The sequence below is a fragment of the Myxococcales bacterium genome (assembly GCA_016717005.1).
Classification (GTDB): domain Bacteria; phylum Myxococcota_A; class Polyangia; order Haliangiales; family Haliangiaceae; genus UBA2376.
The window spans coordinates 1-21,089 of record JADJUF010000029.1; the positions used below are offsets into that span (position 1 = coordinate 1).

Consider the following 21,089-nt stretch of genomic DNA (forward strand, 5'->3'; position numbering starts at 1 on the left):
GCGATCATCTTCTGCTACCTGGTCTTCATCAGCGCGCTCGTGGCGTTCTTCATGGTGTTCGTGCCGCGGCTGTCCAAGGACATCGCGCGCATCGGCAAGGAGGCGCCGGCGCTCTACACCAAGGCCAACGACGTCTGGATCCCGCAGCTGGCGCGCAGCCTGGAGCAGCGCTTCCCGTCGCTGGCGCCGAAGCCGGTCGTGCCCGAGGCGACGCCGCTGGTGCCCGAGGTGCCGCTGCCGCCCAACACCGCGTTCGTGATCACGCCGCTGCCTGACGGTACGTTCGCGGCGCAGGTGCCGCCGAGCGGCGTGCTGATCCGGCCCGAGCCCTCCGGCGGCTACCGCGTCGTGTCGGCCGAGCAGCCGGCCGAGGCGCAGACGCTCGACGACAAGCTGCGCGGCTTCCTGCAGAAGGGCATGGCGGGGCTGCAGTCGCAGATGGACGACGTGGTCCGGTTCGGGCAGGCGCTGATCGGCGGCGTCATCAAGGGCATCTTCACGTTCTTCCTCGTGCTGATGATCGGCGCGTTCATCTTGATCGACATGGAAAAGGTCCACGCGTTCCTGCGCAGCCTGTTCCCGCCCAACGTCCGCGACGACTACGACGTGATCATCGCCGGGATCGATCGCGGCCTGTCGGGCGTGATCCGCGGCCAGCTGCTGATCTGCTTGATCAACGGCATCTTCACGTACATCGGGCTGGTGATCTTCGACGTGAAGTACCAGCTGCTCCTGTCGTTCGTCGCCGCGACGATGAGCCTGATCCCGATCTTCGGCTCGATCCTGTCGACGATCCCGATCGTGCTGGCGGCGCTGGTGTCGGGCGACGAGGGCATCGACATCGCCCGCGGCGTCGTCATGGTGGCGTGGATCGTCGGCATCCACTTCATCGAGGCCAACTTCCTCAACCCGAAGATCATCGGCACCGCCGCGAAGATCCACCCGGTGCTGGTGATCTTCTCGTTGATCCTGGGCGAGAAGAGCTACGGGCTCATCGGCGCGCTGTTCGCGGTGCCGGTGCTGTCGATCATCTCGGTCGTGTTCATGTTCTTCTACCGGCGCACGTGGATGGAGGGCCGCCCGACGACCGGCGCGGTCCCGATCGTCCCAGCCGCGCCGCCGCCGCCGGCGGTGTGACCTCGCGCGCCTCCGGTTGAACCGCGGGGCGGCGCCGCCCATACTCCAGGCGTGCGCACCCTGGTCGTCGCTGCCTCGCTGGTCGTCGGAGTCTCGATCGCGGCCGCCCAGCCGCTCGATCCGTACGCGCCGGCGGACCCGGACCCGGCGACGACGCGCGACGTCGAGGTCGACACCGCGGTCGCGGCCGGGCTGGTGGCCCGGGCCCGGGCGCTCGCCGCCGACGGGGACGACGCCAGCGCCCGCGGGCTGGTCGTCGAGGCGCTCGCGCGGCAGCCAGGGCCACCGGTCGCGGCCGACGCCACGGGGCTCCTGGACGAGCTCGACGCCCGCCTGGCGGCGCGGCTGCCGCCGACGGTGGTGGCGCCGCCGGTCGCGCCGCCGTCCGACCTCGGGCCGGGCCCGCGCGATGATCTCGACCTCGACGAGCCGCCGCCGCGGCCGCGCGCCTCCGGCGCGTCGACGCTCGCGGTCTACGGCGCGGTCGGCGGCTCCGCGGTCGGCGCGGCCCTGGCCTTTCGCGACGACGGCTACGCGATGGTGGTCGGGCTCGGGCTCGGCGGCGCCGCGGGCAGCGTCTTGGGCTACGTCGCGGGGCGCCGACGTGGCGACGACCGGCTCGCCGCCCACCTGATCGGCAGCAGCATGGTCTGGGGCGCGGTGGCCGGGGCGATGTTCGCCGACGTGGTCAGCGGGCTCCAGGACACCACCGTGAACGACGTCGGGATCGGCGGCGCGATCGGCGCGATCGGCGGCGCGGTCATCGGCGCCGGCCTGCGCAGCCGCGCGCTGACGGCGGGCGACGCCGTCGTGATCAACGCCACGGCCGCGCTCGGGACGCTGGCCGCGCTCGAGCTGGCGGTCCTGATCGCGCCGCCCGAGACCGAGGCCTACACGCTCAACGGCACGCTCGGCGCCGTCGGGGGCTACGCGCTCGGCCACGTGCTCGCCCGCAAGATCGAGGTGTCGCCGACCCGGGCCACGAAGGTCGCGCTGCTCGGCGCGGCCGGCGCCGCGGTGCCGTGGATCCTGTGGGCCGCGGCCAGCGATCCGAACACCGACGACGACGAGCAGACCTTCGCGGCGCTGTCCCTGGTCGGGATGGCCGGGGGCGTGTACCTCGGCGTGCGCGCGACCCGCGACGCGCCGGCGCGAGCCACCGTCGACGACGCCCCGCTGGCGCTGGTGCGGCGCAGCTCGGCGGGCGGCTGGGCCCTCGGCGGTCCGGCGGTCGCGCCGGTGCGCGCCGGCAACGCGCGCGGCCTGGCCGTGGCCGTGGTCGCCGGCGCCTGGTAGCCCGCCGGCGCGCGGCCTGGCCGTGGCCGTGGTCGCCGGCGCCTGGTAGCCCGCCGGCAACGCGCGCGGCCTGGCCGTGGCCGTGGTCGCCGGTGCCTGGTAGCCCGCCGGCGCGCGCGGCCTGGCCGTGGCCGTGGTCGCCGGCGCCTGGTAGCCCGCCGGCGCGCGCGATCGTGTACAACGTCGGCGGTGGATCCTCACGTCGTCCCGATCCTCGTGTGTCCCCGCTGCCAGCGCCGCGGGTCCTTCACCGCCGGCCGCACGATGCGGTGCACCTGCGGGCTGACGCTCGACACCGCCGCCGGGTATCTCGATCTGCTGGCGCCGGCCGGGCAGGGTGAGCCGACGGTGACCAGCTCCGAGCAGCGCTTGATGGAGAGCCCGGTCGTGGCCCGCCTCTACGAGCGGGTCTGGCGCCCCACCTTCGTGCGGGTGCTGGCGGGGCGCGGCGCCGGCGCCGCGGTCGGCGGCTTCGCCGGCGAGCTGTTCATCCACAAGGGCGCGCTGGCGCTCGACGGCGCGGCCGGCCCGCTCCTCGATCTGTCGTGCGGCCCCGGCGTGTTCTCGCGGGCCCTGGCGGCCGCCGCGCCGGGCGCGCTGGTGGTCGGGCTCGACATCTCGCGCGCGATGCTCGAGGTCGCGGCCAGCCGGGTGCGCGGCTACGGCAACGTCGTCCTGGTCCGGGCCGACGCCCACAAGCTGCCGTTCGCCGACGCCAGCTTCGAGGGCGTCAACAACGCCGGCGCGCTCCATGCCTACGACGACGCCGAGCAGGCGCTGCGCGAGGTCCTGCGGGTGCTCAAGCCCGGCGGCGTGCTGGTCGGCTCGACCTTCGCGCAGGCGCCGACGCTGCTCGGGCGCGTGACCGCGCGCCTCGCCGGCATCCGCCGCTACGATCCCGGCGAGCTGCGGGCCCAGCTCGCCCGCCTCGGCTTCGCCGAGTACGAGGAGCTCCGCCTCGGCGGCGCCTTCGTCTTCCGCGCCCGCCGCCCCTGACCCACCCTGGCCACGCGCCGCCGCGGCGCTCACCCGAGCGCGCACGCCGTGTTCACGCGCGAGGTCGCAGCGCCATGCTGCCCACCGCGCACCCGCGGTGTTCACGCATCGCCCGCACTCGCACGTCACGCATCGCCCGCCCGCGCGCGTCAGGTCACGCGTCGCCCGCACTCGCACGTCACGCATCGCCCGCCCGCGCACGTCAGGTCACCCGTCTCCCGCACGCGCGCCCGCGCACGTCAGGTCACCCGTCGCCCGCCCGCGCACATCAGGTCACGCGTCGCCCGCACGCGCGCACGCGCACGTCGAGCCACGCACGGCGCACGCAACCCGAAACTCGGGCGCTACGCCATGCGCACGTATCATCCGGACGCACGGGGTCGCACGTCTCGGGTGGGGGGCCCCAGCGCATGCTGGGGGGAGGGCCTGGCGACAGGCCCTCCTAAGGTTACCGCGTCGCGAGGCGCGACACGTAGCGCGAAGCGGTGTTCCGCTTCAGCACGCCGCGCGTCACCGCCTTATCGATGACCGAGATCGCGGTCTTGCGCAGGTCGACAGCGTCGTCGGTCTTACCGTCGATCGCTGCACGCGCCTTCTTGACCGCGGTGCGCAGCGCGGACATGGCCGCACGATTGCGCGTGCGGCGCTTGATGGACTGACGATTCGCCTTTTCGGCCGAAGGATTGTTGGCCACGTGAAGCTCTCCTCTAACGAGCGCCGGTTGGTAGCGCGCCACTGGTGACCCTGTCAAGGGCACAGTCCGTCGACCTCCCTTGACCCGTGTCCAGCCGTCCCTGCGCGCCGCGCGCCGCGCGAAGTTGTGGACAACCTGCGCGCGAGTGCCCCTCCGAGGGCCGGGAGCGCCAGTGTTCATGCGACTTCCGCCGCGCGTGCTCAAAAAACTTGCACTCCTGCGACGGGCTCGTCACGCGCGCCGGCCGATGCCCGCCGCCTTGGCCGCGTTCCACAGCGCGTCCATCTCGTCGAGGTTCGAGTCGGTCGGCCGGCGACCGCCCTCGGCGAGCCGGTCCTCGATGAACTCGAACCGGTCGGTGAAGCGGCGCGAGGCGTCGTGGAGCGCGGTCTCGGGGTCGACCCCGAGCTTGCGGGCCAGGTTGACCACGGCGAACAGGAGGTCGCCGATCTCGTGGTGCGCGGCCGGGCCCGCGGTCGGGGCGACCTCGGCCACCTCGTCGACCTCCTCGCGCACCTTGGCCAGCGAGCCCTGCCAGCCGCCCCAGTCGAAGCCGACCCGGCCGGCCTTGTCGCCGAGCTTCTGGGCCCGGGCCAGGGCCGGCAGGATGCCGAGCACCCCGCCCAGCGTGCGGGCGGCCGTCGTGGCCTTGGCGGCCTTCTCCTGGGCCTTGATGCGCTCCCACTGGGACAGCACCTCGGCCGAGGTCTGGGCGTCGGACGCGCCCGGGGCGCCGAACACGTGGGGGTGGCGGCGCACCAGCTTGTCGCAGATCCCGGCGACGACGTCGTCGATCGCGAACGCGCCCTCGGCCCGCCGCAGCGCGGCCTGGAAGACGATCTGCATCAGCACGTCGCCCAGCTCCTCGCGGTGATCGGCGACGTGGTCGCGCTCGAGCGCGTCGAGCACCTCGTAGGTCTCCTCGACCAGGAACGGGCGCAGGGACGCCAGCGTCTGCTCGCGGTCCCACGGGCAGCCGTCGGGCGCGAGCAGGCGGTCCATGATCTCGACCAGGCGCGACAGGGACGATCCGGGAGCGGTCATGGCGCGGACCGTACCCGCCCGACGGAGCGCGTGCCAGCGGCGGCGGTTCCTGCTACAACCCCGTCCCCGGGTCGAGCCGGTCGACTTCGCTCGCGCCGGCAGAAACACCCGATCGTGCCCAAGTCCCCCCTCCGTCGCGACAAGCTCGCGTTCGACGACCCCGAGGCCCTGCAGGCCTTGTGCGGCACCAACAACACCCGGTTGAAGCTCATCGAGCGCACCGCCGGCGCGCAGCTGCACCTGCGCGGCAACGAGATCACGATCGAGGCCGACGAGGCCGCCACGGCCGTCGTCCGGTCGGCGCTCGAGCAGCTCTACGGCTTCGCCCGCAAGGGCAAGCACCTCGGGTCCGACGACGTCGTGCGCGCGGTCAAGGTGCTCTCGGCCGACCGCGGCGCCGAGCTGGCGCCGATCTTCACCGACACCGTGCTCGTGCCCCGGGCCGGGCGGCCGATCTCGCCCAAGGGGCCGTCGCAGAAGCAGTACGTCGATCAGGTCCGCGCCAACGACATCGTCTTCGGCGTCGGCCCGGCCGGCACCGGCAAGACCTACCTGGCGGTGGCGCTGGCGGTGCGGGCGCTGCTCGACAAGCAGGTGCGGCGGATCGTCCTGACCCGGCCGGCGGTCGAGGCCGGCGAGAAGCTCGGCTTCCTGCCGGGCACGCTCGAGGAGAAGGTCAGCCCGTACGTGCGCCCGCTCTACGACGCGCTCGGCGACATGCTCGACGCCGACAAGGTCGCCAAGTTCATGGCCGACGACGTCATCGAGGTGGCGCCGCTCGCGTTCATGCGCGGGCGCACGCTCAACGACGCGTTCGTCATCCTCGACGAGGCCCAGAACACCTCCGTCGAGCAGATGAAGATGTTCCTGACCCGGCTCGGCTTCGGGGCCAAGGCGGTGGTCACCGGCGATCCGTCGCAGACCGACCTGCCGCGCGGCCAGCCGCTCGGGGCTGCGCGACGCGCTCGGGCTGCTCGACGGCATCCACGGCATCGGCGTCACGCGCTTCACCGACGCCGACGTGGTCCGGCACCCGCTCGTGGCCGAGATCATCCGCGCCTACGACGCCCGCGACCGCGTCCGCAGCGAGCGCATCCACGGCGACGAGCGCTTCGTCCGCGACCGCCACGGCGACGACGGTGGCGGCGCCGGCGCGGGCGAAGCTGGGCCGCCGCGCCCGCGCGACGGTCAAGCCGCGGTAGAGTAGGGCGTGCTGATCGGGACCCAGGACGAGGTCGCTGCCGCGGTCGCCAGCGATCCGCGCCTGCGCGCGTGGGTGGTGCGGCGCAGCGGCCCGGGCTGGCTCGAGCTCGAGACCCGGCTGACGCTGGCCCGGGCCAAGGCGCCGCTGCTGCTGGTGCTGGCGTGGCCGGCGGTGTGGCGCGATCCGGTCGCCGCGCGCCCGCACCTGGTGCGCGCGCGCAGCGGCAACTACGCGCTCATGCTGGTCGGCACCGACGACGACTTCACCGACGGCGGCGCGACGGTCGTGGCCGACGACGGCGACGTCGCGGCCATGGCGGTGCCGGCGTCGATCGAGCGGCTGGCGCTGGCGATGCGGGCCCGGGCCGAGGGCTCGGCGCTGCGGCAGATCGCGGCGGGCCTCGAGCTCGAGCTGGCCCAGGCCCAGCACGAGAACCGGCTGCTGATCGAGACCGGCCGCGCGCTGTCGCAGCAGCGCGACATGGCGTCGTTGCTCGAGATCATCCTGCGCCAGGCCCGCGACGTCACCGGCGCCGACGCCGGCTCGGTCTACATCGTCGAGGGCGACGACGACGCGGCCGAGCGGGCGCTGCGGTTCATGGTCAGCCAGAACGACTCGCGGCGGATCGACTCGAAGGGCTTCACGATGGCGGTGTCGGGCAGCTCGATCGTCGGCACCTGCGTGCTGTCGTCGGACGTCATCAACATCCCCGACCTGTACCAGCTCGACGCCCGCGGCACCGGCAACAACCCGTGGGGCTTCGTCCACGACCGCAGCTTCGACGACAAGTACCGCTACCAGACCCGATCGATGCTGACCGTGCCGATGATCTCGGCCCGGCACCAGGTCATCGGCGTCATCCAGCTCATCAACAAGCGCGCCCGCGGCACGGTCACGCTCGAGGGCGCCGCCGACTTCGACGAGCGGGTCGTGCCGTTCGACGACCCGTCGATCGCCTACGCGACGTCGCTGGCGTCGCAGGCCGGCATCGCCCTCGAGACCGCCCGGCTCTACGACGAGGTCAAGACCCTGTTCGACGGCTTCGTGCGCGCGTCGGTCACGGCGATCGAGTCGCGCGATCCCACGACCTCGGGCCACTCCGAGCGGGTCGCGACCTTGACGATCGGGCTGGCCAAGGCCACCGACCGCCTCGACCAGGGCCGCTACCGCGACGTCCGCTTCACCGCCGACGATCTGACCCAGATCGAGTACGCGGCCCTGCTCCACGACTTCGGCAAGGTCGGCGTCCGCGAGCACGTGCTGGTCAAGGCCAAGAAGCTCTACGAGCACCAGCGCGACCTGGTCGTGCAGCGGTTCCACCTGATCCGCCGCGGCATCGAGGTCGAGTCGCTGTCGAAGAAGCTCGACTGCTACCTGTGCGGCCACGCCGACGAGGTCAACGCGATCGACGAGCTGGCCAAGCGGTCGCTGGGCGAGCTCGACGACATGGTGCGGTGGATCCTGGGCGCCAACGAGCCGACCGTGCTCGAGCAGGGCGGGTTCGAGCGCATCGCCGACATCGCCGGGCGCGTCTTCGTCGATCCCGAGGGCCACAGCCGGCCGTACCTGTCGCCCGACGAGGCCACCTCGCTCCAGATCATGCGCGGCTCGCTGACCCGCGAGGAGCGGTTCGAGATCGAGAGCCACGTGGTCCACACCTACAACTTTCTGCGCCAGATCCCCTGGGGCCGGCAGTTCCGGCACGTGCCCGACATCGCCGGCGCCCACCACGAGAAGCTCGACGGCACCGGCTACCCCAACCAGCTGCGCGGCGACGAGATCCCGGTGCCGGCGCGGATGATGACGATCGCCGACATCTTCGACGCGCTGACCGCCAAGGACCGGCCCTACAAGAAGGCGATGCCGGTCGACCGCGCGCTCGACATCCTGGCCAGCGACGTCAAGCGCGGGCTGCTCGACGACGAGCTGTTCGCGGTGTTCACCGAGACCCGGATCTGGGAGACCCTCAAGTCGTGATCGCGTCGGCGCCGCGCGCCGGGGCCGCGCCGGGGGCGCAGGTCGACCTCGCGTTCGATCGCGGCCTGGCCGAGGCGTTCGATCGCACCGCGGTGCGCCGGTGCGTGCGGCGGATGGTGGCGGCGGCGGCGGCCACCGAGGGCCGCGGGCTCGAGGCCGCGTTCCGGTTCACGCGCGATCCGGCGATCCACGCGCTCAACCGCGACTACCGGGCCAAGGACCAGCCGACCGACGTGCTGGCGTTCGCGCAGCGCGAGGGGCCGCCCGGCGCCACCGACGCCGGCGTCCTCGGCGACGTGATCATCTCGGTCGAGACCGCGCGGCGCCAGGCCAAGCGCCGGGGCCCGGCCGGGCTCACCCACGAGCTGTGCTTCCTCGCGGCCCACGGGCTGTGCCACCTGCTCGGCTACGATCACCCGACGGCCCGGGCCGAGCGGATCATGAACGCGCGCATGGCGGCGCTGCTCGCCGCCGCGGCCGCGCCCGGGCCCGTCCGCGCGGCGTGACCCGCGCGCCGTGGACGTCGTGCGCCGTGGCCGCCAGGCCGCGCGCGCCGTGGACGCCGTCACGCGTCGCTGCGCGTCGGCCGTGACGAGCCGTGACGCGGCGGCCGTCACGCGTGCGCCGGCGGGCGCTCTGGCGACCAGATCCGTCGGCGCGGTGGTACGTTCGAGCCGCCGCCGTCCGATGAATCAGGTGCCCGTGCTTCGTCCTCGTCTGTTCGTCCTGACCCTGGCCACCGCGTGCGTGGTCAGCTCGCCGCCCCCGTTCCAGCCCAGCCAGCCCGCCGCGGGCGCGGGCCCCGGCGCCGCGGGCGGCGACGCGAGCGCGCCGGTCGATCCTCGCACGCCGCTCGATCCCACCGCCGGTCCGAGTGATCCGGCGGGCCCGATCGATCCGGTCGGGCCCGGCGGTGCCAGCTCGGCCGCGGTCGCGACCGGTCAGGCCGCGAGCTTCCTCGCGACCGTGCCGTTCCAGAAGTGGCCGGTGCTGGGCCCCCGCACCGAGGGCCTGCTGATCACCTACCGGACCTCGGCCGGGCCGACGATCGGCTGGTCGGGGGGGCCGGTCGCGCTCGCCACCACCAGCGCCCGGGCGCTGACCTACTGGTTCGTCGCGCCGGGGCGGTGGAGCGCCCAGGCGGTGTACTTCGCGTCGCGCGGCGAGGGCGAGAACTTCTTGGCCGCGTGGGGGGTGCCGCTGCCCGACGGCAAGACCGCGACCTTCGACGCCGCGATGTTCACGCCGACCACGCCCAACCCGTGGGGGCTCAGCGCCGAGGCCCACCTGGTCGACGTCGACGTCAACGCCGGCGCCGGCGCCGCGGCCGGGGTCCACTTCGTCATCACCGGCGCGCGGGTGCTCGACGGCCAGCCCGGCTATCCGGTCGCGGCGACGGCGCTGGCCCAGGGCCAGGCCGCGTGGACCCAGTGGCAGGACGAGCAGCGGACGGCGATCGCCGCGCTGCTCGACGAGCAGCGCCGGACCGCCCCGGGCCAGGCGTTCGGGCCCGAGACCGAGGCGATCGACGGCGGCATGTTCCCCGAGTGGGTGGCGGATCGCCGGGTGCTGCGGCTCGGCTTCTACCAGCGGATCGCGCGCACCAGCTCCAAGGTCGAGACCCGGATGGTCGCGCACTCGTGCCCGCCGGGCGCGCCGTGCCTGCCGCCCCAGCAGCAGCAGGTGACGTTCGCGCGCCGCTACGGCGTCGAGCTGGCGCTGGTGGTCGAGATCGACGCCCGCGGCCTGGTCGCGATGTCGCGGCTCAAGCCCAACGCGATCGCGCCGAGCTACGACGATCCGACGCTGCAGCCGTGACCCTGCCCGGCCGCGGCCGGCGTCGTGGCGGTCAGGGGATCGCGGTCAGCTCGATGCGCCCGTTGCGGCAATCGGTGGACGGCTGGACGATCGGTCGCGCCTCGCCGTAGCCCTGGGCCACGAGGCGGTCGGCCGCGATCCCGTGGTCGATCAAGTCGCGGCCGCGTTCCAGGCGCCGCCGCAGGCTCAGCCGACCGCGCGCGCGGCTGCGGGCCGTCGCCAACGCGAGCCCCACCGTGCGCGCGGCGCCGGACGCGACCGCGTCGGTCACGCGCCCTGGATGCGGTCGCCGAGGCCGGGTCGGATCATCGCGGCCCGCGTCGACGTCGCGGACCGCGCGTCGCGCAGGGGCGGCGGTGGTGCTACGCCAGCAGCCGCACGCTGCCCGGCGCGACCGCGACCTCGGGCTCGACCCGCTCGGTCCGGAGGTCGCCGGGTCCGGCCAGGGCCGCGGCGGCCGCGGCGGTGAGCAAGATGTCGCCGGCGCCGGCGGTGTCCTCGCCGAGCTTGCTGGCGGCGTTGACCTCGGCGCCGAAGACGTCGTGATCGCCGATGCGCAGCACGTGGCCGTAGCCGATGCCCAGGCACAGCAAGAGCTGGTCCTCGGGCGCGCGCCCGACGTTCGCCTGCGCGCAGCGCACCATCATCGCCCGGGCGCACGCCAGCGCGGTCTCGACCCGTCGGAACAGCAGCAAGAAGCTGTCGGCCTCGGTCTTGAGCAGGATGCCGTCGTGGTCGATGATCACCGGCAGCAGCAGCCGGTGGTGCTCGCGGATGACCTGCAGGAAGTGCAGGATCCCGAACTCGGCCACGCGCCGCGAGAACCCATCGAGGTCGGTGAACATCACCGCCCAGGTCTCGCCGAAGAGATCCCAGATCCGTCGGTCGATCGCCGCGCGGTCGGCGCCCGGGGCGCTGCGCTCGTCGATCAAGCGCCACAGCCGCGCCTCCGATCCGGTCAGGCACGGATCCGCGTCGTCGAACATGAGGAGAGGATAGCCCGGTCCGCGCCGGCGCGCGCCCGGTTGTTCCCGCCCGGCGTGCGTTCGCGCCCCGGCGCTCCGACGCGCGCCGTCCGATGCGCTACGGCGTGGGCTCGGTCACCGTGCTGCCGTCGATGTTGATCGCGGTCTGCGCCAGGAGCCGGCCGTTGATCGACGCCCCGGTGCGCAGGTTGATCGCGGTCTGGGACAGCACGATGCCCTCGCAGTGCGCCGTGGTGCCGAGCTCGACCAGGCCCGCGACCTGCCAGAACACGTTCTGGGCCTGGGCGTCGCCGGCCAGGACGATGCGCGCGCCGCTGCTCATCGTGAGGTCCTGGGCGATCTGGAAGATCCAGACGTCGGTGGCGCTCCCGGTGAGCGTGACGTCGGTCGGGATCAGCAGCCCCGTGCCCCACTTGTAGACGCCCGCGGCGATGGTGCGCCCGCCGATGTCGCCGGCGCCGAGCTCGGTGACGTCGGGCGCGCGCCCGGCGGCGTCGGTGAAGGCGAGCTCCATCGCGCCGACCGCGGCGGTCAGCTTGGCCGGCGTCGGCGCCGCGAAGTCGGCCGCGTAGACCCGCCCGGTCACCTGCGGCGACGTCGAGAACGTGTTGCTGCTGTCGGCGGTCAGCGAGAAGCCGGTGATGAAGCTGGCGGCGATCGGGCTGACGCCGACGTCGCCCGTGACGGCCGAGGTGGGCACGGTCGCGATCCCGCTCTTGGCGAGCATCACGAAGTCACCGGCGGTCGCCAGCGCCACCGGCAGCCCGGCGGTCACCGTCGAGCCGGTCGTGAACGTCCAGGTGTAGTCCGCCGCGAGCGCGACGCCCTGGGCGCTCTTCGCGCCGGTCGTGATGGTCGCGGTGAAGGTGCTGTCGATCGCGAGGTGCGCGGCCGGCCAGAAGACCGCGGTCGCGTCGGTGTAGATGACGGTGCCCGCGATCGGCGCGGTGTCGGAGGCCAGCGTGAACGTGGCCCCGGTCAGCGCGCTGGGCGCCATCGCCTCGCTGAAGGTCGCGCTGATGCTGGCGTTGATGGCGACGGCGCCGACGCCGTCGAGGGGGACGGTCGAGAGCACCCGCGGTACGGGGCCCCCAGCGTCGGGCCCGGTGGCCGATCCTCCGTCATCGCCGCAGCCGGCGGCGATGAGCAACAGGAACACGGAGGCCAGGTGTCGTAGGCGAAGGCGTCGGTTCATGCTGGCTGCCTCAGCAGCATCCGGGCCAGCCGCGCGCTGGCGCGCCTGGGCATCGCGAGCGCAGCGCCGCCCGACCAGTGCCCCACCGGCGGAGCCCGCGCCGCGGCCCGATCGAGCGCTGGCGAGACACTGAGCGCCAGCGCACACCTTGGCAGAGCTCCGCGTGCTCGATCGCGCACCTGGAACGAATGTCCAGGACACGTGCGCGACACAGCCGCGTCGGCGCAGATCATGCAAGTGCCGACCGCATGGTCGTGCGGTACAACGCCTTATGAGTGGGAGCATCCTGATCGTCGACAACGACGTAGATGGTGTGGCGATGTTGCGGGGCGCGCTGCGCAGCCGCGGCTACGAGGTGGAGGCCGTGGACTCCGGGGCGGCGGCGCTCGACTGGCTCGCGCTGCGGCCGGTCGATCTGGTCCTGGCGCACCTCCGCATGCCGGGCATGTCAGGGGTCGAGCTCTGCTCCGCGCTGCGCGACGCGCACCCGGATCTCCTCACGATCGTCGTCAGCGGCGACGGCACCCTCGGCGGCGCGATCGGGGCGATCCGCGCGGGCGCCTACGACTACATCGCCAAGCCGATCGATCTCGAGGCTCTGGGCATCGCGCTCGAGCGCGCGATCGCCCACGTGTCGCTGCGGCGTGAGCTCCTCCGCCTCCGGGGGGAGGTGGCCGCGGCGCGGCCGATCGCGAGCATCGTCGGCAACAGCCCGGCGCTGCGCAAGGTGGTCGAGCTCGTCCACAAGGTCGCCGACAGCGACGCGACCGTGCTGATCGTCGGCGAGACCGGCACCGGCAAGGAGCTGTTCGCGCGCGCCATCCACGACGGGTCGCCGCGGCGCGAGCTGCCGTTCGCCGCCATCAACTGCGCGGCGGTGCCGGCGGCGCTGCTCGAGAGCGAGCTGTTCGGCCACGTCAAGGGCTCGTTCACCGACGCCCGCCGGTCGCGCCCGGGCCTGTTCGTCGAGGCCGGCGGCGGCACGGTCTTCCTCGACGAGATCGGCGAGATGCCGCTCGAGATGCAGGTCAAGCTCCTGCGCGTGCTCCAGGAGCGGCGGGTGCGCCCGATCGGCGGCGAAGGCGAGGTCCCGTTCGAGGCGCGCGTCATCGCCGCGACCAACCGCGACCTCGAGGCGGACGTCGCGGAGAAGCGCTTCCGCGAGGATCTCTACTACCGCGTCAACGTCGTCCAGATCCCGCTGCCGCCGCTGCGGGCGCGCCCCGGTGACCTCCTGATGCTGGCCCACCACTTCATCCAGAAGATCGCGACGCGCACTGGCAAGGCCGTGGTCGGCGTCAGCCCCGAGGCGGCCCAGGTCCTGGTCGACTACGACTGGCCCGGCAACGTGCGCGAGCTCGAGAACTGCCTCGAGCGCGCGATCGCGCTCACGTGCTCGAACCAGATCGCCGTCGACGATCTCCCCGAGAAGGTCCGTCGTCACCAGCGCGCGATCCTCGCCACCGCGACCGGGATGCCCAGCGAGCTGATCTCGCTGGCCGAGGTCGAGCGCCGCTACGTCCGGCAGGTCCTCAACGCCGCCGGCGGCAACAAGAGCGTGGCCGCCCGGATCCTCGGCATCGATCGCCGCTCGCTGTACCGGCGCCTCGAGGACACGCCCTCGGGCGCCGAGCACGCCATCGCCAGTACTTGAGCCAACTTCGGCATGACATCTGCATCGACACGCCCCATGGCCGCGACGCTTCATGTGCTGGTGGTCGAGGATGACCCCGTCACCGCGTTCAACATCGAGCACGCCCTGCGACGCAGCCCGGAGGTCGCGACGCTCACCCACGCGAGCGACGGGCGCGACGCCCTCGACCGCCTGCGCCGCGGTCGGCTCGTCGGCGCCCGGGTCGTCGTCTTGACGGATCTCTCGATGCCGCGGATGTCGGGGTTCGAGCTCGCCGCGGCGATCCGGGCCGACCCGAGGCTGCGCGGGCTGCCGATCCTGGTCCTGACGACGTCGACGGCCGAGGCCGATCGCGCGGCCGCGCGCGCGCTGGGCGTGGACGCCTACATCGTCAAGTCCGACACGAGCGCACCCCTCGCCGAGGTGCGGGCGTGGTTAGGGAACTACGCCGCCGGGCTCGCCGCCGCGTAGCGGGTGCGCGCAGGCGCACGGCGCGGGCGTCAGCGCACAGTCACGGCGCCGCCTGGGGCAGGGCGATCTCGAACCGCGCGCCGTGGCCGGGCACGCTGGTCGCCGTCACGGTGCCGTGATGCGCCTCGACCAGCCCCTTGACGATCGCCAGGCCGAGGCCAGCGCCGCCGTGGTGGTGGGCGCCCTGCCGGTACCGCTCGAAGATGTTGGGCAGCTCGGCGGGCGGGATCCCCGGGCCGCCGTCCGCCACCGCGATCACCACGTCGTGCGCGCGCGTGATCACGCTGACCTCGATCGCCGTCCCGCGGGCGTAGACCAGGGCGTTGCCGATCAGGTTGGAGAGGACCTGGTGCAGCCGATCGCGATCGCCGTCGAGCGGCGCCGCCTCGTCGCCGACCGTCACCGTGAGCGTCGAGCCCGCGGCCGCGGCCGCCAGCTCGTGATCGGCGCAGACTCGTCGGACCAGCCGGCGGGCGTCGAGCCGCGCGATCTCGATCGTCAGCCGTCCGCTCTGGATGTGCGCCACGGCCAGCAGATCCTTGATCAGGCGCTCGCACCGGGCGGACGAGCGCGCGATCGTCGAGACGCACCGGGCGTGGTCGCCCGACGACAGCTCGCCGGCCAGCGCGTCGCAGGCGAGGCCGATCGCGTTGAGCGGGCCGCGCAGATCGTGCGACACGATCGCGAGCACCTCGTCCTGGGCCTCGCGGCGGGCGCGCTCGGCGGCCTTGCGCGCGGTGATGTCGACCAGCGCGAGCACGCACTGGGGCGGATCCTCCGCGGCCTCGCGCAGGACGACGCCGTCGATCAACGCGTCGAGCGGCGCGGCGCCGTCGCGCACCAGGACCACGTCGCCGCAGCGCTCGTGGCCGGCGCTGAAGACCTCGTCGACGAAGCCGCGGAATCGATCGCGGTTGCGGTCGTCGATGAACCGGTCGATCTGGCCACCGAGCAGGCGGTCGCGCGAGGCCCCGAGGAGCGCCTCGGCGGCCCCGTTCATGTCGATCATCGTTCGCCCGACGTCGATCGTGACGTAGGGCGTCGGCGCGAGCTGGTAGAGCGCCTGGAAGCGCCCGTGGGCGACCACCATCGCCTCGTGGATGCGCCGCAGCTCGTTGTTGGCCGCCCGCAGCTCGACGTTCTGCAGCTCGAGCATGGTCTCGTGGGATTCGAGGGCCGCGCGCGCCGTCGCTGGATCGTGCGCAAGTCCTGAGCCGATTCGCGTCGCCATCTTCCCACCGCTCCTTCAGGCCGCGAGCGATGCCCACGGCGTCGACACTGTACGCCGGATCGGCGCAGGCGCACAGGTGGCGCGCGGTCGCGCGTGCCCGCGCGGCGGGGCCATGTCTGGAGCGCCGTCATCGTGGGCCCGACACGGAATAACCACCGTGCGCCAGCGCGCACCGAGCGATCGCGCACGTGCGCCGTGCGCCAGCGCCGCAGCACGGGGCGCTCGAGGTGTCGCGCCGCGTGGCACGGCCCCTGCTGTGATCCCGATCGTCCACGAAAGGCCCCCGTCATGATGACTCCCAGACTCTCCGCCCTGCTCGTCGCCGCCGCCCTCACCGGCGCGCCCGCGGCGGCCTTCGCGACCCCCGCGGTCGCCGCGCCCGTGACGCTCGCGCCCGCGACGCCCGCGCCTGTGACGCTCGCGCCCACGTCCACCGGCGCCGACGACCGCGCTGACGCGGACCAGTACGCGGCCCGCGAGCTCCGCGATCGCCCGGTGGCCGACTTCCAGGGCGGACGCTCGGTGGTCGTGATCGGCGCCAGCACGGTCACGATCCTGCTGGTCGTGATCCTCCTGGTGATCCTGCTGTGACGGCGCGCCTGGCCGCGACGGTGTTGGCGCTCGTCGCGGTCGTCGGCTGCGCCTCGTACCGCGGGGGCGCCCGCCCCATCGATCCGGTGCGGATCCGCGCCGACGCGGGCTGGATCGCCGCGGCGCCGACGCCCGAGGTGCGCCAGCGCGGCGAGCTCGACTGCGGCGCCGCGGCGCTCGCGATGGTCGCCGGCCGCTGGCGGGTGCCGCTCACCGAGCACGACGCGATCGCCGCGCTGCCCGCGCCGAGCCCCACCGGGACCCGCCTCGGCGACCTGCGCGACGCCGCGCGGGCCGAGGGGCTGTCGGCCTTCGCGATCGCCGGCGATCGCGACACCCTCGTCCACGAGCTGCGCGCCGGTCGCCCGGTGATCATCGGGCTCCACCTGTCGTACGGCCGGCAGACCGTCGGGCACTACGAGGTGCTCGTGGCGGTGCACCCCATCGACGATCGCTTCGTGACGATCGACCCGGCCAGCGGCTGGCGGGTGCGCCGGTGGGTCGACCTCGACGCCGAGTGGGCGCCTGCGGGTCGCCCGACACTGGTCGTGATCGGCTCGATCGCCCCCGTGGCCGTGCGCGCACGCGCCGACCGACGCGTCGGTCGCGCACGTGACTGACGGGACGGGCTGAGCTCCGGGCACGCGCGCGCCCCGCCCCCGCTCGAGAGCGGGCCTGTCACCTCGAAGCTGGTCATTCGGCTGACCTCCGGAGTGCGCGACCGCGCGCGCACGTGCGCTCGCGCTCGTCCGCGCGCCCTCCGATCGACCCGCGCTTCGCCTGGCCCGGGCGTGCCCGCGCGCCGAGAGGACCGGAATCATGGGCGCGGCGTCTGCGCACGGTGGCGGCCGCGCACGACGCTCCCGCGCGCGGATCGGGCACGAGAATCGCGGGCCGGAGCTCCTGACGCCGAGACCCACCTTGGGGACGTCGACGCGCAGGGCCGCACGCGCCGCGCCCCTCGGCGCCGTGGCGGGGGGCGGATCCGGATCGATGCGATGCGCGGTGGCTACGACGGCAGCTTGTCGACGCACGCCTGGGCGCGGCCCTGGGCCGTCACCATGCGGGAGACCACCCCCTCGGGGATGTCGCCGCTCGGCTTGGAGGTGGCCTTGAGGGTGGTCTCGAGGACGTCCCAGCGCTTCTTCGCGGCGTCCGCGCATGCGCGGTCGGTGCACGCGCAGGTCTCCGTCGCGAGCGCGTCGAACTGCCCGAGCACCCTGGTGGTCGCGGCGGTGAGCGGCGGGTTCGCGCCGCCGATCCGCGTGGTGCAGGCCTCGATCCGCTGCTGGATCGCGTCGACCTCGGTCTTGACGGCCACGGGCAGCGTGGCCTCGTGCTCGTACATCGTGTCGAGCCGGCGGTCGAAGGGCGCGCCGGCCGCGATCTCCTTCTCGACGCACGCACGATCGGGGCACGCGCACACCGCGATCTGCACGCTGCCCAGGTCGACGAGCAGCGCGGTTTGCTCCGGCGTAGCGGTCGTGGCCGCCGTGGTGCCCGGGCCGCCGGCCGGGGCGGTGGCGGTCCCGCCGGCCGGGGCAGTGGCGGTCCCGCCGGCCGGGGCGGTGGCGGTCCCGCCGGCCGGCTCGATCGGCTTCGTGCCCGCGGACGGCGCCATGTCCTGGTCCTTGGCCTTGCCACAGGCGGCGGCGGTCAGGAGCAACGCGAATGAGACGAGATGCGGGAGCTTCATGATGGATCCTTGGAGTGAGACGAAGGCCGACACGGGTCACCGCGGACGTCATCGAGACGTCCGGGCGCCCGTGCGTGGCCTTCGCCCACGCTGCAAGCCGGGGGCCTGGCGCGACCACCCCCGCGCCCGCGCCGTGGTCGCGTCGTCGAGCGGTCCCGCCCCGAGGTGTGCGTCAGCGCCCAGTGAGCGGGCGCGGTCGCCCACTGCGCACAGTCAACGCGCCCGGACCTGCGCGCCACGCGCGCGGGCGTCGGGCCAGTTCGTGTGCGGCGTGTGCGGCGTGTGCGGCGTGCGACGTCAGCGGCGGTAAGCTGCAGAATGGGAACGCGGCACCACGTCTACTTCTGTCCGGGGATGTTCGGGTTCGCGCGGCTCGCGTCCTACGACTACTTCGCCCACGTCGAGCGCGCGCTGGAAGCTCGGTTCCACGACGCCGGCCAGCCGATCGAGGCGCACGTGGTCGAGGTGATGCCCACCGCGTCGGTGCCCGCGCGCGCGGCGACGCTCGCCGCGCTGATCGCGCAGACATCGACGGGGCAGGGGCCGATCCACCTGCTCGGGCACTCGACGGGCGGCCTCGACGCGCGGCTGGTCGCGTCGCCGAGCTCGCAGCTGCCGATCGGCGCCGAGGCGCTGGCCTGGCTGCCCCGCCTGCGCAGCGTCACGACGATGAACACGCCGCACTACGGCACGCCCCTCGCGAGCTTCTTCGCGACCGCGCAGGGGCAGCGCGTGCTCTACGCGCTCTCGGCGTTCACGTACATCGGGCTCTCGCTCGGCGCGCGCCCGCTCGCCGCCGCGAGCGCGCTGATCGGGATCCTGGGGCGCGGCGACCGGGTGCGGGGCATCGAGCTGCGGCTCCTCGACCGGTCGGTCGACTCCCTGGTCGGGCTCGTCGACGACGCCCTCAAGCCCGAGGTGCGCGCATACCTGCAGGCCATCAAGGTCGATCAGGGCGGGATGCTCCAGCTCGCTCCCGAGGCGATGGACCTGATGGTCGCCGGCTTCGCCGATCGCGCGGGCGTCACGTACCAGTCGACCGCCTCGATGGCGCCGGCGCCGTCGCTCGGGAAGTGGGTCCGGACCGTCGGGCATCCATGGCGGGCGGTCTCGCTCGCGCTGTTCGCCGCCGTCCATCGCATCACCTCGCGCCACGACGAGCGCTATCCCTGCAGGAGCGCGACGCGCGGCGCGCCGACCGAGGCGACCCTGTCGTCGGCCTTCGACGTGTCGCGGGACCTCCACGGCAACGACGGCATCGTGCCGCTCCGCTCGCAGGTCTGGGGGACGCTGGTGTGGGCTGGGCTCGCCGACCATCTCGACGTGCTCGGGCACTTTCGCGGCGACGAGGACGAGGGCGAGGGCGAGAGCGAGAGCGAGGCGCAGTCCGAGCTCCGCCACCACGACTGGCTGACCAGCGGCTCGTCGTTCGACCGTCCGCAGTTCGACGGGCTGATGGATGCGATCGCGGGCGGGATGCTGACGGCGGCGTCGGCGCACCACGCGTGACGCTGCGCCGTCGCTGGTCGGTCCGCGGAGCGCATGGCGAGCGGCGCCGCGTCGGGGTCGGCGACGAGCGCGCGCGCGCCGGCGCGCGCCCCCGCACCCCCGCGGCCCTGGCGATGCGATCGTGGCCCGCAGTGATCAACATCCTCTTCAGGTTCGTCCCGGTCGCGCTGCTCGGCGGTGCTCTTGCCTGCGGCGGCGGGCCTCCCCGCCCTGCGCCCAGCACGGCGTCCAGTGCGTCGGCCTGCGCGTCGATGGCGAGCCAGGTCGGCGCGATGGTGCATCAGGACGTGGAGCTGCGGCCGCTCATCGTCAAGGTCGTCCAGGACAGCTGCGCGGAGGACGCCTGGTCGACGGAGGCGATCGACTGCATGTCCAGGTCGAGCTTCGATCTGTCGGGCCTCGTGCCGCAGCAGACGCTCGCGGAGCGGTTCGGCGGCTGTGGCCGGTTCCTCACCGAGCCGCAGGACCAGGGCATGGGCGCGCGCTTCGGGGCCGAGATCGACAAGCGCATGAACTCCGAGGGGACGCCGCCCGAGCCCGAGCCCGAGCCCGCCGCCGCCGCCGCCGCCGCCGCCGCCGCCACCGTCGCGGTGACGTCGTCGGGGAGGGAGCCATCGCCACCGGCGTGCCGCCCGAGCGATCGTCCGCCCGAGGCACGCGATGAGGGCACCGCGCGGCGACCGCGCGTGGGCTGAAGCCGCGGATGATCGATGTCGTGTTCCGGTCCCGGCGCTGTGCCGATCGTGTGGCGCCCGCGAGCCGGCTCCTCAGCCCGTCGTGCGCTCGACGAGCAGCCGCCCCTCCGCGGAGCGAACCTGGTAGTTGAACTGCCGCAGGTAGCTGAGGCCGATCAGCCCGTCGATGCCGAAGCCGTCCGGGAGATCGAAGACGTGGAGGCGGAAGTCGGCGACGGTGTAGCCGAGCGCTACGAAACGCTCGACCTTGAGCGTGTAACCGTGCTCCTTGCCGACGGCCGCTCGCACGGTCGTCATCGCCTCACCATCGCGTGGGCTGTAGCCGAGCATGTCGATCAGCTCGGCCTTCACGACGGTCTCCGACGACCCCGTGTCGAGCGCCAGCCTGGCCCGCAGGCTGCCGTTGGGACCGTCGACGCGGGCGGGGACGATGATCAGGTCATCCAGCGGATCGAACGGCGTGACCTTCACAGGAGCCGGCCGGGCGATGGCCGGACGACTTTGCCCGTGAAGTAGTGCCCGATCTCCCGGTAGCGCCCCCACAGCGGCCGCGCCTGATCGAGTGGCGCGCGGCTGGTCTTGCCGTGACCGGCCACCCGCGCCGTCGCAAACGCGACGTTGCTGTCGTCGAGCCAGCCGATCTCGACCAGACACACCCATTCGTCCGGGTATCGCGCGCGGATCTCGTCCCACGTCATGGGGGCAGTGAGCCCTGGCTCGTCGGCGTGCGCGACGTTCATGGATCGATCCTGGGCCCCCGGCGCGGCCTGTCAAGTTCCTTGCTGTCAGGCTAGCTCAGCGAGGCCACCCGGCAGGACGGACGGAAGCGCACGGGAATCGAACCCTGGTGGAACCGCGCGGAACCTTCAACGACCGCGCAGCCTTGCAGCGATTCCAGCAGGTTCGCCCCGTGCGC

At 73.6% G+C, this 21,089-nt stretch carries 21 protein-coding genes and 1 pseudogene; 13 read left to right on the forward strand and 9 right to left on the reverse strand.

What is annotated here, in order from left to right; translation table 11 throughout:
• From IPL61_22715 to IPL61_22725, 3 genes are all read left to right on the forward strand, one after another.
• Positions 1–1,137, forward strand: a 1,137-nt coding sequence (locus IPL61_22715; protein ID MBK9034046.1) for an AI-2E family transporter, incomplete at its 5' end; no start/stop codon positions are given.
• A gap of 51 nt (positions 1,138–1,188) precedes the next feature.
• Complete coding sequence (locus IPL61_22720) at positions 1,189–2,433, forward strand: hypothetical protein (GenBank protein MBK9034047.1); 1,245 nt, start codon at positions 1,189–1,191, stop codon at positions 2,431–2,433.
• Positions 2,434–2,622: 189 nt separating this feature from the next.
• On the forward strand, positions 2,623–3,429 hold the full coding sequence (locus IPL61_22725; GenBank protein MBK9034048.1) for a methyltransferase domain-containing protein: 807 nt from the start codon (positions 2,623–2,625) through the stop codon (positions 3,427–3,429).
• A 448-nt stretch (positions 3,430–3,877) separates the two neighbouring features.
• Here IPL61_22725 and rpsT read toward each other — a convergent pair whose 3' ends face one another.
• Both rpsT and mazG read right to left on the reverse strand, forming a co-directional pair.
• Entirely contained in the window at positions 3,878–4,123 is a 246-nt protein-coding gene (rpsT, locus tag IPL61_22730; protein MBK9034049.1) for a 30S ribosomal protein S20, read from the reverse strand.
• 231 nt (positions 4,124–4,354) lie between these two features.
• Positions 4,355–5,167 carry a nucleoside triphosphate pyrophosphohydrolase gene (gene mazG / locus IPL61_22735; protein MBK9034050.1) on the reverse strand — a complete coding sequence of 271 codons (813 nt, stop codon included), beginning with the start codon at positions 5,165–5,167 and terminating at the stop codon, positions 4,355–4,357.
• A 111-nt stretch (positions 5,168–5,278) separates the two neighbouring features.
• On the opposite strand from mazG, the pseudogene IPL61_22740 reads away from it, so the two are divergent.
• The 4 genes and pseudogenes from IPL61_22740 to IPL61_22755 all read left to right on the forward strand — a co-directional run bounded on the left by IPL61_22740 (position 5,279) and on the right by IPL61_22755 (position 10,166).
• Positions 5,279–6,374, forward strand: a pseudogene (locus tag IPL61_22740) (PhoH family protein).
• Between the two features lie 3 nt (positions 6,375–6,377).
• On the forward strand, positions 6,378–8,348 hold the full coding sequence (locus IPL61_22745) for a GAF domain-containing protein (GenBank protein ID MBK9034051.1): 1,971 nt from the start codon (positions 6,378–6,380) through the stop codon (positions 8,346–8,348).
• Positions 8,345–8,854 carry an rRNA maturation RNase YbeY gene (ybeY, locus tag IPL61_22750; protein ID MBK9034052.1) on the forward strand — a complete coding sequence of 170 codons (510 nt, stop codon included), beginning with the start codon at positions 8,345–8,347 and terminating at the stop codon, positions 8,852–8,854. Before IPL61_22745 ends, ybeY begins: the two co-directional genes overlap by 4 nt.
• Before the next feature lie 196 nt (positions 8,855–9,050).
• Positions 9,051–10,166, forward strand: coding sequence for a hypothetical protein (locus IPL61_22755; GenBank protein ID MBK9034053.1), 1,116 nt, complete (start codon positions 9,051–9,053; stop codon positions 10,164–10,166).
• 31 nt (positions 10,167–10,197) lie between these two features.
• Here IPL61_22755 and IPL61_22760 read toward each other — a convergent pair whose 3' ends face one another.
• The 3 genes from IPL61_22760 to IPL61_22770 form a co-directional block, all read right to left on the reverse strand.
• Entirely contained in the window at positions 10,198–10,437 is a 240-nt protein-coding gene (locus tag IPL61_22760) for a hypothetical protein (GenBank protein ID MBK9034054.1), read from the reverse strand.
• 91 nt (positions 10,438–10,528) lie between these two features.
• Positions 10,529–11,152 (reverse strand): adenylate/guanylate cyclase domain-containing protein, encoded by a 624-nt coding sequence (locus tag IPL61_22765; protein ID MBK9034055.1) that lies wholly within the window; start codon positions 11,150–11,152, stop codon positions 10,529–10,531.
• 97 nt (positions 11,153–11,249) lie between these two features.
• Entirely contained in the window at positions 11,250–12,347 is a 1,098-nt protein-coding gene (locus IPL61_22770) for a DUF3494 domain-containing protein (protein MBK9034056.1), read from the reverse strand.
• Between the two features lie 271 nt (positions 12,348–12,618).
• Here IPL61_22770 and IPL61_22775 point away from each other — a divergent pair, with 271 nt between their 5' ends.
• On the forward strand, positions 12,619–14,001 hold the full coding sequence (locus IPL61_22775) for a sigma-54-dependent Fis family transcriptional regulator (protein ID MBK9034057.1): 1,383 nt from the start codon (positions 12,619–12,621) through the stop codon (positions 13,999–14,001).
• 36 nt (positions 14,002–14,037) lie between these two features.
• Complete coding sequence (locus IPL61_22780; protein MBK9034058.1) at positions 14,038–14,451, forward strand: response regulator; 414 nt, start codon at positions 14,038–14,040, stop codon at positions 14,449–14,451.
• Positions 14,452–14,491: 40 nt separating this feature from the next.
• Here the strand turns inward: IPL61_22780 and IPL61_22785 are convergent, their stop codons facing one another.
• Positions 14,492–15,607 carry a PAS domain-containing sensor histidine kinase gene (locus IPL61_22785; protein MBK9034059.1) on the reverse strand — a complete coding sequence of 372 codons (1,116 nt, stop codon included), beginning with the start codon at positions 15,605–15,607 and terminating at the stop codon, positions 14,492–14,494.
• A 363-nt stretch (positions 15,608–15,970) separates the two neighbouring features.
• Between IPL61_22785 and IPL61_22790 the strand changes: the two genes are divergently transcribed.
• Both IPL61_22790 and IPL61_22795 read left to right on the forward strand, forming a co-directional pair.
• Positions 15,971–16,273, forward strand: coding sequence for a hypothetical protein (locus IPL61_22790; protein MBK9034060.1), 303 nt, complete (start codon positions 15,971–15,973; stop codon positions 16,271–16,273).
• Positions 16,270–16,893, forward strand: coding sequence for a hypothetical protein (locus tag IPL61_22795; GenBank protein ID MBK9034061.1), 624 nt, complete (start codon positions 16,270–16,272; stop codon positions 16,891–16,893). Before IPL61_22790 ends, IPL61_22795 begins: the two co-directional genes overlap by 4 nt.
• Before the next feature lie 389 nt (positions 16,894–17,282).
• On the opposite strand, the gene IPL61_22800 is transcribed toward IPL61_22795, so the two are convergent.
• Positions 17,283–17,969 (reverse strand): hypothetical protein, encoded by a 687-nt coding sequence (locus tag IPL61_22800; GenBank protein MBK9034062.1) that lies wholly within the window; start codon positions 17,967–17,969, stop codon positions 17,283–17,285.
• Positions 17,970–18,287: 318 nt separating this feature from the next.
• Here IPL61_22800 and IPL61_22805 point away from each other — a divergent pair, with 318 nt between their 5' ends.
• Positions 18,288–19,478, forward strand: coding sequence for a hypothetical protein (locus IPL61_22805; protein ID MBK9034063.1), 1,191 nt, complete (start codon positions 18,288–18,290; stop codon positions 19,476–19,478).
• A 287-nt stretch (positions 19,479–19,765) separates the two neighbouring features.
• Entirely contained in the window at positions 19,766–20,173 is a 408-nt protein-coding gene (locus tag IPL61_22810) for a hypothetical protein (protein MBK9034064.1), read from the forward strand.
• Between the two features lie 72 nt (positions 20,174–20,245).
• Here IPL61_22810 and IPL61_22815 read toward each other — a convergent pair whose 3' ends face one another.
• Positions 20,246–20,644: a clan AA aspartic protease gene (locus IPL61_22815; protein MBK9034065.1), complete on the reverse strand. Its 399-nt coding sequence runs from the start codon at positions 20,642–20,644 to the stop codon at positions 20,246–20,248.
• Positions 20,641–20,913, reverse strand: coding sequence for a hypothetical protein (locus tag IPL61_22820; GenBank protein MBK9034066.1), 273 nt, complete (start codon positions 20,911–20,913; stop codon positions 20,641–20,643). Before IPL61_22820 ends, IPL61_22815 begins: the two co-directional genes overlap by 4 nt.
• Positions 20,914–21,089: the final 176 nt, after the last annotated feature.

Coding starts and splice junctions, on each gene's coding strand:
- mazG (MBK9034050.1), bottom strand. CDS start 5,167: ATGACCGCTCCCGGATCGTCCCTGTCGCGCCTGGTCGAGATCATGGAC.
- IPL61_22790 (MBK9034060.1), top strand. CDS start 15,971: ATGATGACTCCCAGACTCTCCGCCCTGCTCGTCGCCGCCGCCCTCACC.
- IPL61_22770 (MBK9034056.1), bottom strand. CDS start 12,347: ATGAACCGACGCCTTCGCCTACGACACCTGGCCTCCGTGTTCCTGTTG.
- IPL61_22780 (MBK9034058.1), top strand. CDS start 14,038: ATGGCCGCGACGCTTCATGTGCTGGTGGTCGAGGATGACCCCGTCACC.
- IPL61_22800 (MBK9034062.1), bottom strand. CDS start 17,969: ATGAAGCTCCCGCATCTCGTCTCATTCGCGTTGCTCCTGACCGCCGCC.
- IPL61_22765 (MBK9034055.1), bottom strand. CDS start 11,152: ATGTTCGACGACGCGGATCCGTGCCTGACCGGATCGGAGGCGCGGCTG.
- IPL61_22775 (MBK9034057.1), top strand. CDS start 12,619: ATGAGTGGGAGCATCCTGATCGTCGACAACGACGTAGATGGTGTGGCG.
- IPL61_22805 (MBK9034063.1), top strand. CDS start 18,288: ATGGGAACGCGGCACCACGTCTACTTCTGTCCGGGGATGTTCGGGTTC.
- IPL61_22820 (MBK9034066.1), bottom strand. CDS start 20,913: ATGAACGTCGCGCACGCCGACGAGCCAGGGCTCACTGCCCCCATGACG.
- IPL61_22785 (MBK9034059.1), bottom strand. CDS start 15,607: ATGCTCGAGCTGCAGAACGTCGAGCTGCGGGCGGCCAACAACGAGCTG.